This window comes from Ornithinimicrobium flavum, from assembly GCF_004526345.1.
Lineage (GTDB): Bacteria > Actinomycetota > Actinomycetes > Actinomycetales > Dermatophilaceae > Ornithinicoccus > Ornithinicoccus flavus.
Genome location: NZ_CP038213.1, coordinates 994,967 through 1,009,160, shown reverse-complemented (window position 1 = coordinate 1,009,160; position 14,194 = coordinate 994,967). Strand labels below are relative to the sequence as shown.

Below are 14,194 nucleotides of genomic sequence, written 5' to 3'. Positions count from 1 at the left end.
ACGAGGGCCGGTGACGACCCTGCCCCTCGTCCCGTCAGCGCGTGCGGTCCCGCAGGTCCGCGACGTGCGGGCTGACCGACGGGTCGAGACCGAGACCGATCGCCAGGTAGGTCGCCGCGAAGTCGACCATCCCCACATGGTCGGCGAGGCGGACGAGGGGTGCGCCCACGCCTGCCTGCACCTCCATCACCCGCACGCCGGCCTCGCGCGCCGTCTCCAGGACAGCGTCGGTGAGAGCCTGCGCCTGCGCGGACTCCCTCGTGGGCACCTCGGGCGGGGCGTCGCGCAGCATCAGCAGGCCGAGCTGGGGCAGCGTCGGTCCGTCGAGGTAGGGGTCGGCGAAGATGTCCCGCCCCCGGCCGCCCTGGGGTCCACGGGGCCGCTCCATGAGCTCACCCTCCGGCTCGCTGAAGTGGTGGGGCTCCCAGCCCGAGGTGTCGATGTCCCCCAGCCGGATCCGGGTGTCGTCGTAGGTGCCGGCGCGGCGACCGCCCAGGCCGGTGTAGGGACCGTCGAAGGTCGCCACGATCCCGCTGGCGGCGTCGGGGAGCTCGCCGAAGGGCGCCGGGATCCTCGCCGTGCGCGCCAGCATCGAGGAGGCCCGGGCGGCCGCGACACCACCCAGCGGGCCGTCACCCAGGACGACCGGCACCGTCTCGGCGAGCTGGACCGCCAGCACCTTGGCCGGGTTGACGAAGGCCTCCGAGGACGGGCGCATCTCCTCCGCGCGCTCGTCCAGCCGGTCCGCCACCGCCTGCAGCTGCGCGTCCGGCAGGTCGAGCAGCCCGAGACGGTCGGCCCCCAGCAGGACCGGGGTCAGCAGCGTCCACAGCGCCGTCCGCGAGCTGGTGCGTCCGGCGCCCACGCCCACGTGCACGCCCCGCGCCCGCCGGCACACCTCGGCCAGGGGGGAGTCGTCGGCGCCCACCGTGAGCAGCATGGCGCCGCGCCGCGCCGCCTCCGCGGCCACCGCCAGAGGGCCCGGGGCCCGGCCGGAGAGCGAGACCGCGACGACAAGGTCGAGCGGCCCGACCCAGCCCGGGAGAGGCAGGTTGCGGCGCGCCTGCACTGGCACCGGGGAGCCCGGCTCGGCCAGCAGCTCCAGGACCTCGGCCACGATGGACGAGCCCCCGATCGCGGCGACGAGCACCGACCGGGGTCGGTCCATCGATCCGAGCCGGTCCACGCCCGCCTCACCGGCCAGCGTCGCGGCCTCCCGCACCTGGGCCCCCGCCGAGGCCAACGCCCTCAGGGTGTCCCGGGAGTCCTTGCGCTGCAGCTCCTCCGGGTCGTCGAGCAGGGCCTCGTCGATGTACGGCACGGCGGGCTCAGCCCGTCACCGTGACGATGACGGCGTCGTCGGCCAGCAGCACCGGGATGCCACCCTCCACCGGGTAGCGGCGGCGGCGGCCGGGACCGTCGCAGTCGACGGCGCACTGCAGCGCCGGACGCCCCTGCTCGTCCTCCACGTCCACGAGCTCGTGCCGGCCCACCGGGCAGCGCAGGATCTCGCGCACCCACGCGTCGTACTCGGGTCGTGCCACCTTCAGGCCTCCTGCCTCACCAGGTCCAGGACGGCGTCCCGGACCTGCTCCATCGTCGCGGCGTCCTTCGCCTCGACGTTCAGCCGCAACAACGGCTCGGTGTTGCTGGGGCGCAACGAGAACCACCACAGGGGGTCAGCCTCGTGCGTCATCGTCAGACCGTCCAACGCGTCCTCCGTGGCCCCCTGCGCCAGCGCCCAGTCCCGCACCCGTGCGGTCGCCCCCGCGACGTCGGTGACACGGGAGTTGAGCTCGCCGGAGGCGGCATACCGGTCGTAGCGGGCGACCAGCTGCGACAGCGGACCCTCCTGCTCGCCCAGCGCGGCGAGCACGTGCAGCGCCGCGAGCATCCCGGTGTCGGCGTACCAGAAGTCGCGGAAGTAGTAGTGGGCCGAGTGCTCACCGCCGAAGACCGCCTCGTGCTCGGCCATGTGCGCCTTGATGAAGGAGTGGCCGACGCGGGTGCGGACGGCTCGCGCGCCGAGCTCGGCGATGGTCTCGGGCACGACGCGGGAGCAGATGACGTTGTGCACGACCGCGACGTCGCCGGGATCCTGACCCGCGGCCACCGCCCGGGAGATCTCGCGGGCGGCGACCAGCGCGGTGATGGCACTGGGACTGACCGGCTCCCCCCGCTCGTCGACCACGAAGCAGCGGTCCGCGTCCCCGTCGAAGGCGAGGCCGAGGTCGGCGTGGTGCTCGCGCACGGCCCGTTGCAGGTCGCGCAGGTTCTCCGGATCCAGGGGGTTGGCCTCGTGGTGGGGGAAGGTCCCGTCCAGCTCGAAGTACAGGGCAACAACGTCCAGCGGCAGCCCGTCGAGACCCAGCACCTCCGGCACGGTCAGGCCGGCCATGCCGTTGCCGGCGTCGACGACCACCCGCAGCGGGCGGATCGCCGAGAGGTCGACCAGCGAGTGCAGGTATGCGGCGTACGGGGCGAGCAGGTCGGTCTCCGTGACGTTCCCGGGCCGACCGGACGGGACGACCCCGTGCACCTCGGCACGGTCGAGCGTCCACTGGGCCAGGTCACGGATCTCCGCCAACCCGCTGTCCTGGCTCACGGGCCGGGCTCCCCGGCGGCACAGCTTGATGCCGTTGTACTGGGCAGGGTTGTGGCTGGCGGTGAACATCGCCCCCGGCAGGTCCAGGGACCCGCTGGCGTAGTACAACCCGTCGGTCGAGCACAGGCCGATCATCGTCACGTCCAGGCCGTGCCCCGCGACACCGGCGGCGAAGGCGCGGGCGAGCTCCGGGGAGGACTCGCGCATGTCATGACCGATGACGACCCCCCGATCGCCGTCGGGCTGGGCCACGACCTGGGCGAAGGCCGACCCGAGGGCCTGGGCGACGCGGGGGTTGAGCTGCGTGGGCACCAGGCCGCGCACGTCGTAGGCCTTGACGAAGTCGGCCAGTCTCACGTCGGTCACGAGCGCCAAGCCTACCGACGAGCGAGCCGGTCGACCGCCGACCGGTCTCAGCGGTCGCGGAGCACGCGGAGGTGACCCCGCCGGGCGATCTCGGTGACGGTCGCTCCGTACTCCACCTCGTCGGGACCCGCGCCCGGCTCGGACCGCACGACGCCCCGGTGCTCCCGCACGGCGTCGGCCAGGGCCGCCAGGTCGTCCACGGGCGGTCGGGGCTGACCCTCGGGCAGCTCCAGACGGACGACGTCCCACCCCCGGGGGGCGGTCAACCGGGAGGCGTGCTCCTCGCACAGGTCGTAGCTGTGCGGCTCGGCGAAGGTCGCCAGCGGACCCATCACCGCGGTCTGCTCGGCGTAGACGTAGGTCAACGTCGACGAGGCAGGGCGAACGCACGCCGTCTTGGAGCACTGGCGGATCAGGGTCACGACGGACACTGTAGGCCGCCGGTCGGACAAACCCGCGCTGCCACCCCGGCTGCCCGCGAACTCGTCGGCTAGGGTCGCGACTGTGGCTGCACGACGGGACCGGCGGGGGCGCGGGCTGCGCGGTCCGCTGGCCTGGCCATCGGTGCCGGTGATGACCTCGCGACGTGCGCACTTCGACGAGCTGGTCCTGGACGCGGCGGAGACCGTGGAACGACGGGTGGGGCACGAGCTCGGCCTGGAGCTCGCCGTCGAGGAGGTCCCCCCGTCTGACCCCGCGCCCTGGGAGCACGGTGTGGCCCTCGGGCGGCTCTTCCCCGCCGAGCGGGGGCTCCCGGCGAGGCTGGTGATCTACCGCCGGCCGGTCATGCAGCGCGCCCATGACGAGAGCGAGCTGGCCGCCCTCGTGAGCGAGGTGGTCACGGAGCAGGTGGCCCGGATGCTCGGCCGCGACCCGGAGGACCTCCTCTAGCCGGCCCCATCAGCCCGTCCCCTTCAGCCCGACCCTCGTCAGGGCAGCGCGGGCAGCACCTGGGTCGGCTCCCGCGTCCAGGGCACGACCGGCAGGGTCGCGGCACCGAGGTAGGGACCGACGTCGTCGACCCCGCTCAGGTGCAGGGCCGCCGCGATCCCCGCCACGCCGACCGGTCGGACCCACACCGCCGCCGCTCCCGCAGGCACGTCCACGAGGACCGTCGTGTCGTTGGCCAGGTCGAGCTCCTCGACGGTCACCTCGCGGTCCTGCCCCAGCCAGACCACCTGAGCCTGGGTGGCGTCCACCACGGAGACGGCCAGCGAGGCGGTCACGGCCCGGCCGTCGACGGTGAGGTCGTCCCCGGGGAGCGTGGTGCCCACGGGGCTGCGCGCGAGGGTCGTGGCGGTCACCCAGGCCAGCTCGCCCGCCGGCCGGACCACGCGCTGCCTTGGCTCCGGGTCCGCGGTGGTTGCGGCCTGGTCCGGGGTCGCGGTGGTCGCGGCCTGGTCCGGGGTCGCGGTGGTCGCGGCCTCGTCGGGCACCGGGGTGGTCCCGTCCTCATCCGGCGCTGCGGTGGTCCCGGCCTCGTCCAGGTCCGGCGCCGTGGCCTCGTCATCCGGTGAGGCGCTCGTGGCGTCGCCGTCCGGTGAGGTCGTCGTCGAGCCGTCGGGCGCCGCAGTGGTCACGGCGTCGTCGGGGTCCGAGGAGGACACGCCCGGATCGTCGGTGGTCTCCACGACGACCGGATCGTCCGAGGTCGGCTCGACCCGGAGCCGCGCCGCCGCGGTGACGGGCACGTCGGAGCGCAGACGCAGCCCGAGCACGTCGTCGTCCAGCTCCTCGAGGTCGACCTCCACCGTGCTGCCCGCAGGCACCCGGACCACCGGCTCCTCCGGGGTCCGTGCGCCCCGGGGGGTCAGGGCACGCAGCTCGACGACGGCCTCCTCCGCAGGTGCGTGCAGCCTCAGGACCAGGCTGCGGGACCCGCTGCCGCCGTGATCGGGGCCGGGGAGGGCAGGCACGACGAGGTCGAGACCGGGCAGGGCGGCGGCCGGCACGAGATCGACCCCCAGGTCGACGCTCCCCTGCCGCTGTCGCTCGAGCAGATGGGCCGTGACCGGGCCCCCCTCGGCCGTCACCGTGACCGCCGGTGCCTCGACCCCCGGGGCGAGCGCGTCGAGCAGGTATGCGGCGCTCCCGCGGGGCGGCACCACGAGACCCGTGCCGCCGCTCACCTCGGCCGGGCCGTCCGCACCGCTCACCTCCAGCGTGACGGTGACAGGGTCGGCCCCGGGGTTGACCACGACGACCTGCTCGGTGCGCCCGGCGCCGGGCCCACCCCCGAGCAGGTGCATCACCTCCGCCGGAGCCCGGCAGGGGGTGTGGGCGAGCCCCCGACCACCCTGCTGCGCTGACAGGCTCAGCTGGGCCGCCACCAGACCTGGTGCGGCGTCGGGCCCGGCCGCCGCCGTGCTCCACCCCCCGTCGACCTCCAGCGCGTCCGGCGCGCCTCCCGACGGGAAGCGGATCGCGGAGCCCTCCTCCGGGGCCTCGAGCGTGGCACCGTCCCCCACGTCGGCCCGGGCCCCCAGCTCGGCCGGTGCGCTCGCTCCGCGCACCTGCACCTGCTGGGCCTCGCCGTCGCCACCGGGCCAGCCCGGGCAGACCAGGGAGGCCGAACGGACGAAGGACGCACCGCTGCCGGTGCCCGCCGCCCCGTCGAGAGAGCCGGGCAGGGCTCCCCAGGTGCTGTCGGTGGCGGTCGCCGCCCACAGCAGCCCACCGCCGAGGAGCACGGCGACGGCCAGGCGCACCCGCCCCGCGACCACCCGACGCGACCGCACCGTCCCCGGGGAGCCTCCGTCACCCGCCGGGGCCTGCTCCTCCGCGCTCATGCTGACTCCTCCTCGTCCTCGGCCGGCCGAACGGCAGGGCCAGGAACGCCGTGACGACCGCCAGGGCCAGCGCGACCAGGTGCCAGGTCAGGCCCGGGCGGCGCACCTCGATCTCGAGCTCGCGCGCGCCGGCCGGCAGGGGCACCCGTGACCCCTCGACCGCCACGGGCTCCCCGTCCACGGTGACACGGGCGGCGCGCTGCCACCCCTCCCCCTCCGCCACGACCAGGTCCACGGCCTGGGGCAGGTCGAGCACCGCGTCGGACCGGGCGTGCGGCCCGGTCACGTCGACCCGTCCGACGGCCGTGCCGCCCGCGTCCAGCAGTCGCAGGCGGCCGGGCTGCCCCTCGGTCACCCGCCACAGGACCTGGCCGGGAGGGCTGGAGACCCGGGTGAGCCCGGCCACCCGGTCCACGACCCGGGCCAGCGGATGATCCTCGCCGGCGCGCAGCAGGACGTACCCGGCGCCCGTGGCGAGCAGCCTCTCACCGACCTGGTCCGCCTCGGCGTCCTCGAGGAGCGCCTCGACGACCGCCACCTCGGCCCGTTCGCTCCCCGGGTCCGGCAGCCCGGCCGTCTCCGGCACCCACAGCTCGGCCGTCCGGTCACGCAGGATCCTGGCGGGCTCCGGCTCGGCGGCGAGGAGGTCCACGCGGATGGTGTCCGCGACATCCGAGCCCCCCGCGCCGTCCGCGCCGTCCGTCACACCCCCGCCGTCCGCTGACACCCCGGTTGGCTCGAGCACCAGGGTGCGCAGGGCGTAGGGGCCGCGGGCCTGCTCGGCCGCGACGGCGGGCACGGCAGACTCGCCGGGGGTCAACGCTCCCGTGGAGGTCGTGAACAGGGGCGTCATGGCGACGGGGACGGTGAGGAGCGCGGCGGTCGTCAGACCGACGACCCGTCCCCGCCGGAACCCGTCCCGCGGGGTCTCACCCTGCGGGTCTCACCCTGCGGGGTCCCCACCTGGGCGGGCTCCGGGCCCGGGGCGACGGGCACCATTCGGTCAACGAGCAGCCCCGAGGCGAGCAGGAGGGCGGCTCCGGCCAGGGAGAGCATCGTGCCCGGCCAGACCGTCACGGCCATCCCCGCCTGCGGGTGCGGGGCCGGAAGCACACCCAGACCCGTACGGGTGGCGAGCCAGGCCAGCGTCACGCAGACGAGCGCGGCTCCCACCAGCAGACCCGCGCGACGACCTCGCCGGCCCGGGCAGGAGCGCGGCGAGGGCGCCGGCCCACAGCGCGGCGGCGAGCCACAGCGGCACGGCCTCGAGGGCGCCGGGGTCGACCTCTCGCCCGGGGTGGAGAGGAGCACCTGCCAGGACGAGCTCGTCACCGGCAGGTCGGAGGCTGCCCGGGTCGCGCCGGCACCTCCGAGGAGGCGGACCGGCTCCGCCCACCACGTCCGCAGCCAGGGCAGCAGCAGCGCCCAGGGCAGCAGCGCCAGGGCCAGGCCGCGCCAGCGGGCGGCGCCACGCCCGGTCACGACCAGGGCCAGGCCACCGAGGGTGACGACGGGGAGCACCAGCGGGACCCACAGGGCGGCCAGGACCACGACCAGGACGGTCGCGAAGACCGCCGCGGTGCGGCGGGCCCCGCCGCGGGGGTGGGCGCTGACGGCATACCCGGCGAGCAGGAGGGGGGCCAGCACGTGGACGGCGACCGGTCCCACGCGACCGTCGCCCAGCGCCACGGTCAGGGGCGCCAGGCCGGCCCAGCCCAGGGCGAGCAGGGCCCGTGGCCACCGGTGGGAGGTGGTCCGCCGCAGCGCGAGGTATGCCGTGACGAGCGAGGCCGGTGCCGCCAGGGCGAGCGCCCCGGCGAGGGCGGGCGCCGCGGGTGCGGAGGCCGCCCCGGGGAGCAGCTGGGCGACCAGCGCCAGGGCGGCCGCCACGGGCAGCCAGCTCTCGGCCGGCCGCGCGTGACCCAGGCCGGACCCGCGCCAGCCGTCGAGGGCGGAGGACCACAGCCCCCCGGCGTCGGTGTCGGCCACCCCCAGCTCGGGTCCCACCACGCCCAGGCCCCCCGGCCGCAGGCCCTCGAGCAGGTCACGCCAGGCCCACCCGGTGAGGGCCAGGCACACGACCAGGGCCACGGCCAGCGGCCAGCTCCAGCGTGCTCGTCGACGACCCTCGCCGGAGAGCTCGGCGAGCTCGTCCGGCACCGGGCCGGACTCGACCCCGCCGCGCCCCGCAGACGGCGCGTCGCGACCGGGCGCCGACGCCCTCGGGTCGAGGGCCTCGCCGACGGTGTCGAGGGTGGAGCGCCATCCCGCACGCGGCGACCCGTGCAGTCCCGCGAGGTCGCGGGACGGACGGTGCGGCGGCGGGAGAATCGGCGGCGGGCGCCCCACCCGCGGGCCGGGCTGAGCACCGCGCGCACATCGGTCCACTCGGCCACCGCCTCCTCGGGGCGCTTGACCAGCAGCAGGACGGTGGCGGCGAGCAGGCTCGTGACCAGGACGCCCAGCGCGCGCCACGTGGACGACCAGAGGGACCCACGGGCCAGCGCCACCTGGCGCTGCCGCAGCCGGGTGCGGAGCGGGTCGGTGACACCCAGGCCCTCCTCCCCCTGACGGACCACGGCGTCGGGGGCGACGACCACGCGGTGACCGGCCAGGTGCGCGCGCCAGGACAGGTCCAGCCCGTCCACGCCGTCCTCGCCGAAGGCCCGGTCCAGACCGCCGACCGCGTCCAGGACCGGGCTGGCGACGAGCGACCCGGCCAGCGGCACGCCGAGGACGTCCTGCCGGAGGTCGAGCTGGCCCTGGTCGACCAGGCCGGGCTGGCCGGTGTCGGTGGCCCGGCCGGCCGGGGTCAGGTGGTGCCCCAGCGCGAGCAGGAGCCGCGGGTCGTCATCGCGCACCAGCTTGGGGCCGACGACCCCGACCCGGCTGCTGCGCCGGACCGCACCGGCGAGAGCGGCCAGCGCCTCGGGCTCGGGGCGGCTGTCGGGGGTGAGGAACCAGATCCATGGCTGTCGTGGACGGGCAGGGTGCCCCGGGCGTCCTCGACCAGCTGCCACCGGGCGTCGGCCCCTCCCGTGCCGGGCGCAGGAGCAGCGGGATCCGGTGGTCGACGACCAACGGGTGCCGCACGACGCGGTCGAGGTCCTCGGCGTCGGGCGCCAGCCCGGACAGGAGGATGCGCTGCGGAGGGCGGGTCTGGGCGGCCAGCGCGTCGAGGACCTCGACGAGGGGCTGGGTCCCGCCGGCGGGCGGGGAGGAGGAGGAGACGGTGACGTCGTCGACCGCGGACCGGCCGGCGCGTGCCGTGCCGGGCCCGGACGTCGACGTCATGGAGCGGCGGGGGGAGCCAGGTGCCGGGAGCCGGGCTCACACGGCGCGCTTCTTCAGCTTGCGCCGCTCGCGCTCGGAGAGTCCGCCCCAGATGCCGAAGCGCTCGTCGTGCGCGAGGGCATACTCCAGGCACTCGGCGCGCACCTCGCACCCGACGCAGACCTTCTTGGCCTCCCGGGTGGACCCTCCCTTTTCGGGGAAGAACGCCTCCGGGTCCGTCTGCGCGCACAGGGCACGCTCCTGCCAGGACATGGGTTCCTGCTCGTCCGCCCCGTTCAACAGGGACAGCAGCTCCAGCTCGTGCATGGCTCCTCCTCGACCTCTCGCCTACACTTCCGCCGGCCGCGACCGTAAGTCACAACGAGAATTACACGCGTGTCATCCCTCTGAGTCAACCCCCGATCTGCTAGAAGCCGCTGACCTCGCACAATGGCACCATGCAGATCACCGTTCTCTCTCCGGCGGCGTCGGTGGCGCCCGCTTCGTCCGCGGCCTGGTCCGTGCCCTTCCGGACCGGACCGGGACGGACCCGGCGAGGATCACGGTGGTCGGCAACACCGGCGACGACATCACGCTCTTCGGCCTGCGGGTCTGCCCGGACCTGGACACCATCCTCTACACGTTGGGCGGCGCCGTCGACGAGGAGCAGGGCTGGGGTCGGGAGGGTGACGGCCGCGAGGTCATGGCCGAGCTGGGCGCCCTCGGTGTCGAGCCCCGGTGGTTCGGGCTCGGCGACCGCGACCTCGGCACCCACGTCGCCCGCAGCCTCTGGCTCGGGCAGGGGCTGAGCCTGACCGAGGTCACCCGACGCCTCGCGGATCGCTGGGGGCTGCCGGACCAGGGGGTCGAGCTGCTGCCCGCGACCGACACCCCCATCGAGACCCACGTGGTCGTCGACGACGGGGACGGCGAGCGCGCCCTGCACTTCCAGGAGTGGTGGGTGCGGCACCGGGCCGCGCTGCCGGCCCGGCGGTTCACCGTCGCGGGTCTGGCCCGGGCCGCCGCCGCACCCGGTGTGCTGGAGGCGATCCGCTCGGCCGACGTCGTGCTGCTGCCGCCGAGCAACCCCGTCGTCTCGATCGGGATCATCCTGGTGTCCCGGGCATCCGGAGGCGCTGCGCGGCACCCGGGCACCGGTGGTCGGGGTGAGTCCCGTCGTGGGTGGGCGGCCCGTCCGCGGGTATGCCGATGCCTGCCTGGCCCCGCGGGGTCGAGCCCACGGCCAGCGGTGTCGCGGGCTGTACGCCGACCTGCTCGACGGCTGGCTCGTCCACCACGGCGACGAGGTCGACCGCGCCGGCGTGCCGGCGCGGGTGACGGTGCGCGCCGACGACATCCTCATGCGCGACCCTCAGGGCGCGAGCCGGGTGGCCGGCGCCGCCCTCGACCTCGCGCTGACCCTGCGCCCCTCGCCCGCCGAGCGGACCGCGTGACCGGGCCGCTCCCCGGACGGGGCGGCGTGCTCCTGGCCCCCTGACCGGGGTGCCGGAGGTCACGGCGGGCACCGACCTGGCCCCGCTCCTCCTGCGGGCCTGGAGCCCTGGGGCGGGCTGCAGGACGGGGACGTGCTGGCGGTGTCGAGCAAGGTCGTGTCGAAGGCCCTCGGCCTGCGCGAGGCCTCCCCCGCCTCCCCCGAGGGGGCCCGGCGGCACCGGGAGCAGGTCGTGGCACGCGCGACCGTGCGCGTCGTCGCCGAGCGCCGCACCCCGCGCGGCACCACCCGGGTGGTCGAGGCCGTCGCCGGCCCGGTCATGGCGGCGGCCGGCGTGGACGCCTCCAACACCGGTCCGGACGGTGGTGTCCTGCTGCTGCCGGAGGACCCCGACGCCGCCGCGGCGGACCTGCACGCGCGCCTCGTGGGGCTCCGGCCGGGCACGCGGGTGGGCGTGATCCTCACCGACACGGCGGGCCGGGCCTGGCGGGCGGGGCAGGTCGACCTCGCCCTGGGCGCGCACGGGCTGCACGTCGTGGACGACCTGCGGGGAGGGACCGACGTCGACGGGCGCCCGCTGGCCGTCACCGAGCGGGCCCTCGCCGACGAGCTCGCCGCGGCGGCCGACCTGGTCAAGGGCAAGCTGGGTGGGGTGGCCGCGGCGCTCGTCCGCGGGCTCCCGGAGGCCGTGGCCCCCGCCGGGACGACGCCCGGGGCACGCTCCCTGGTCCGGACCGGCCCCTCCGACTGGTTCGCCGTGGGTCACCACGAGGCGGTGCGAGCCGCCCTGGGCGCCCCGCCCGGCTCGGTGGCGGCCGAGGAGGTCGGGCTCGCCCCGGTGGGGCCGGAGCCCGTGGAGGAGAGGGGCGCGCGGGCCGTCCGGCTCGCGGTGCTGGGCCACCCCGGTGCGGGGGTCACCGGCTCCGCCGGCACCGGGTATGCGGTGCACGCACCGGACCCGGTCACCGCGGGGCGCGTCGCCGCACGGCTCGAGGTGGCCCTGGCGGGCGAGGACGTGGGGGCCGCGGTGCACGTGGCGGAGCACCCCGGCACGGGCGCGCCGTCTCAGGCCGACCGCGCCCCCGGCTCCCGACCACCCCTGGGGTGACGCCGGGCCACCGGCAGGTGGGCCCGGGGCGCCATCCTCGGACCCCGCCGGGGCCGCAGCGCACCGACCAGCTCCAGCAGCCGCTGCACGCGGTAGCGCTGCCCCGCGTACGGCCGGAGCAGCTCCACCAGGCCCTGGTCGTCGACGGGGTGGCCGGTCAGCGCCCACCCGATGTTGGCCGCGACGTGGTAGTCGCCGAAGCTCACCGAGTCGGGGTCGCCGAACGCCCGGTGCGCGGTCTCGGCCGCGGTCCACACGCCGACCCCGGGGATGCTCGTGAGGCGGCGCCGCGCCGCCACGCGATCGAGGTCGGCCGCCTCCTCCAACCGCGAGGCGACGCGGGCCACCCGCTGCACCGTGTCGGAGCGCTGCGGACTCACGCCGGCCCCCAGCCACTCCCAGGAGGGGATCGACAGGAGCGTCGGCGCCGACGGCGCCACGACCAGGCCGAGAGGTCCGCCGGGCCCGGGGGCCGGCTCCCCGAAGCGGCGGACGATCCGCCGCCACCCGGAGAAGGCCTCCTGCCCGGTCACCTTCTGCTCGATGACGGCCGGGACGAGGGACTCCAGGACCAGGCCCGTCCTCGGCACCCGCCACCCCGGGTTGCGCCGTAGCGCGTCGGCGACCACCCCGTGGTGCGCGACGAAGGTGGCCCGCCCCTCGTCCCCCTCCCCCAGCATGCCGGGCAGGTGCTCCAGCACCCAGGCAGCCCCCGCCCCCCATGCCTCGGCCTCGACCACCCCCTCCCCGGGGTGCGGCACCAGACGCAGCGTCGCCGGACCCTGGGGAGCCCGGATGCCGCGCCACAGGGCGCCGCGCGCGACCACCCACGAGGGGTCGCCCGCCCCTCTCCGCAGCACCCCCCAGGTGGCCCGGACGTCGACCGGGCCGTCCGGACGCCATACCCTGCGCACCGGGCGCAGGGCCGGTCCCGTGGCCGGGGGGACCCCCGGCACGGGTCGACGCGGGGCTGGGGTCACGGCGCCCAAGCCTGCCCCTCCGGGCACGCCGACGCAAGACGTGGCGTTACCTTGGGGTCCGTGCACCTTCCAGCCCAGGTCCTCTCCGACGCCGTGGCCGCCGACGCCACCCGCCCGGCGCTGACCTACTACGACGACAACCCCGACGGCACCGGCGAACGGATCGAGATCTCCCGGCGCGTGCTGCGGACGTGGGTCGCCAAGGCCGCGAACGCCCTCCAGGAGGGCCTGGACGTCCAGCCCGGCTCGGTCGTCCTCGTGGACCTCCCCGCGCCGCACTGGCGGCTGGCCTACTGGGCGCTGGCGGTCTGGTCGGTCGGGGCGACCCTGACCGTGGACACCCACGAGGGGGCCGACGTCCTGGTCACCACCGACCCCGACAGCGAGCTCGCCGAGGACTGCGACGAGGTGGTGGCCGTGGCGCTGCCGGCCCTGTCCCGCCACTTCGGGGCCGAGCTGCGCTCGGGGGTCATGGACGAGGCCGCCGAGCTGTCCAGCTACGCCGACGACTTCGTCGCGTGGGACGAGGTGGACCCGCAGGACACGGCCCTGGTCACCTTCGGCTCCCGGGTCACCTACGCCGACCTCCTCGAGGGTCTGGCGCCCCTGCCGACGGGCGGCCGCTCCCTGGTCACGACGCGGGACCGGGGCACCTTCGTCCGGGTGGTGCTCCAGATGCTCGCGACCGACGGTTCCGCGGTCCTGGTGGACGGCCCCCTGCCGGCCGACGACGACCCGCGGCTGACGGCCGAGGGCGTGACCTTCCGGGCGGTCCCGGACGCCGGGGGTCCCGGCTGACGCGTCCCCCGCGGCGGGTAGCCTCCTGGCATGGACAAAGTAGTCGCTTCCGCAGCCGAGGCGCTGGCAGGCCTCACCGACGGCATGACGGTCACCGTCGGTGGGTTCGGGCTCTCCGGCATCCCCACCGTGCTCATCGAGGAGGTCCTCGCCCAGGGGGTGAAGGACCTCCAGGTCGTCTCCAACAACTGCGGCGTGGACGGCGCCGGCCTGGGCCTGCTCCTGGCCGAGGGCAGGATCAGCAGGGTCATCGCCTCCTACGTGGGTGAGAACAAGGAGTTCGCGCGGCAGTACCTCTCCGGCGAGCTCGAGGTCGAGCTGACCCCCCAGGGCACGCTGGCCGAGAAGATGCGCGCCGCCGGCGCCGGCATCCCGGCCTTCTACACCCCCACCGGGGTGGGCTCGCAGGTGTCCGAGGGAGGTATGCCGTGGCGCTACGACGCCGAGGGCAATGTGGTGCTGGAGTCCCCTCCCAAGGAGAAGCGCGAGTACTCCGTGCGCGGGCACGCCCGGGACTACGTCCTGGAGGAGTCGATCTTCGCCGACTTCGGCCTGGTCCGGGCCGCCAGGGGCGACCGGCACGGCAACCTGGTCTTCAACAAGTCGGCCCGCAACTTCAACCCCCTGTGCGCCATGGCCGCCGGCATCGCGGTCGCCGAGGTCGAGGAGCTCGTCGAGCCCGGTGAGATCGACCCCGACGACGTGCACCTGCCCGGCATCTACGTCCAGCGGGTGCTCGCCCTCACCCCCGAGCAGGCCACGGCCAAGGACATCGAGCGCGTGACCACGCGCCCCCGCCCGACGACGAACCAGGAGGCCTGA

The 14,194-nt window shown here is 76.0% G+C and carries 15 protein-coding genes; 5 read left to right on the top strand and 10 right to left on the bottom strand.

The features are described 5' to 3' along the window. Nucleotides 1-34: 34 nt before the first annotated feature. Genes E3Z34_RS04750 through E3Z34_RS04735 form a run of 4 tightly spaced genes read right to left on the bottom strand, consistent with a single transcriptional unit; the run spans nt 35 to nt 3,393 of the window. Nucleotides 35-1,321 carry an SIS domain-containing protein gene (locus E3Z34_RS04750; RefSeq protein WP_134772677.1) on the bottom strand — a complete coding sequence of 429 codons (1,287 nt, stop codon included), beginning with the start codon at nt 1,319-1,321 and terminating at the stop codon, nt 35-37. Between the two features lie 7 nt (nt 1,322-1,328). Next, nucleotides 1,329-1,544 carry a Trm112 family protein gene (locus E3Z34_RS04745; protein ID WP_134772676.1) on the bottom strand — a complete coding sequence of 72 codons (216 nt, stop codon included), beginning with the start codon at nt 1,542-1,544 and terminating at the stop codon, nt 1,329-1,331. A 2-nt stretch (nt 1,545-1,546) separates the two neighbouring features. After that, nucleotides 1,547-2,971, bottom strand: a complete 1,425-nt coding sequence (locus tag E3Z34_RS04740; protein ID WP_134772675.1) for a phosphomannomutase/phosphoglucomutase — start codon at nt 2,969-2,971, stop codon at nt 1,547-1,549. Between the two features lie 47 nt (nt 2,972-3,018). Then, entirely contained in the window at nt 3,019-3,393 is a 375-nt protein-coding gene (locus E3Z34_RS04735; protein WP_134772674.1) for a DUF3499 domain-containing protein, read from the bottom strand. A gap of 82 nt (nt 3,394-3,475) precedes the next feature. Between E3Z34_RS04735 and E3Z34_RS04730 the strand changes: the two genes are divergently transcribed. Next, on the top strand, nt 3,476-3,862 hold the full coding sequence (locus tag E3Z34_RS04730; protein WP_134772673.1) for a metallopeptidase family protein: 387 nt from the start codon (nt 3,476-3,478) through the stop codon (nt 3,860-3,862). A gap of 38 nt (nt 3,863-3,900) precedes the next feature. Here E3Z34_RS04730 and E3Z34_RS04725 read toward each other — a convergent pair whose 3' ends face one another. From E3Z34_RS04725 to E3Z34_RS04700, 5 genes are all read right to left on the bottom strand, one after another. Further along, nucleotides 3,901-5,760, bottom strand: coding sequence for a DUF5719 family protein (locus E3Z34_RS04725; protein WP_134772672.1), 1,860 nt, complete (start codon nt 5,758-5,760; stop codon nt 3,901-3,903). Next, the gene (locus tag E3Z34_RS04720; protein ID WP_134772671.1) at nt 5,729-6,613 is read right to left on the bottom strand and encodes a hypothetical protein; all 885 of its coding nucleotides are present in this window, start codon (nt 6,611-6,613) and stop codon (nt 5,729-5,731) included. Before E3Z34_RS04720 ends, E3Z34_RS04725 begins: the two co-directional genes overlap by 32 nt. A gap of 32 nt (nt 6,614-6,645) precedes the next feature. Beyond that, nucleotides 6,646-8,109 (bottom strand): hypothetical protein, encoded by a 1,464-nt coding sequence (locus E3Z34_RS17605; RefSeq protein ID WP_158288602.1) that lies wholly within the window; start codon nt 8,107-8,109, stop codon nt 6,646-6,648. A gap of 501 nt (nt 8,110-8,610) precedes the next feature. Then, entirely contained in the window at nt 8,611-9,054 is a 444-nt protein-coding gene (locus E3Z34_RS04705; protein WP_134772668.1) for a hypothetical protein, read from the bottom strand. A 36-nt stretch (nt 9,055-9,090) separates the two neighbouring features. Continuing rightward, a complete protein-coding gene (locus tag E3Z34_RS04700) occupies nt 9,091-9,360 on the bottom strand; it encodes a WhiB family transcriptional regulator (protein ID WP_134772667.1) in 270 nt (89 codons plus the stop codon). On the opposite strand from E3Z34_RS04700, the gene E3Z34_RS04695 reads away from it, so the two are divergent. Beyond that, on the top strand, nt 9,305-10,531 hold the full coding sequence (locus E3Z34_RS04695) for a 2-phospho-L-lactate transferase CofD family protein (RefSeq protein ID WP_338043782.1): 1,227 nt from the start codon (nt 9,305-9,307) through the stop codon (nt 10,529-10,531). The two genes, E3Z34_RS04700 and E3Z34_RS04695, sit on opposite strands and share 56 nt — an antisense overlap. A gap of 97 nt (nt 10,532-10,628) precedes the next feature. After that, nucleotides 10,629-11,594: a coenzyme F420-0:L-glutamate ligase gene (locus tag E3Z34_RS04690; protein WP_134772666.1), complete on the top strand. Its 966-nt coding sequence runs from the start codon at nt 10,629-10,631 to the stop codon at nt 11,592-11,594. On the opposite strand, the gene E3Z34_RS04685 is transcribed toward E3Z34_RS04690, so the two are convergent. After that, a complete protein-coding gene (locus E3Z34_RS04685) occupies nt 11,552-12,574 on the bottom strand; it encodes a DNA-3-methyladenine glycosylase family protein (protein WP_238695350.1) in 1,023 nt (340 codons plus the stop codon). The genes E3Z34_RS04690 and E3Z34_RS04685 overlap by 43 nt on opposite strands. Nucleotides 12,575-12,634: 60 nt before the next feature. On the opposite strand from E3Z34_RS04685, the gene E3Z34_RS04680 reads away from it, so the two are divergent. Beyond that, nucleotides 12,635-13,372, top strand: a complete 738-nt coding sequence (locus tag E3Z34_RS04680) for a TIGR03089 family protein (protein WP_158288601.1) — start codon at nt 12,635-12,637, stop codon at nt 13,370-13,372. 30 nt (nt 13,373-13,402) lie between these two features. Next, nucleotides 13,403-14,194: a CoA transferase subunit A gene (locus E3Z34_RS04675; RefSeq protein WP_134772664.1), complete on the top strand. Its 792-nt coding sequence runs from the start codon at nt 13,403-13,405 to the stop codon at nt 14,192-14,194.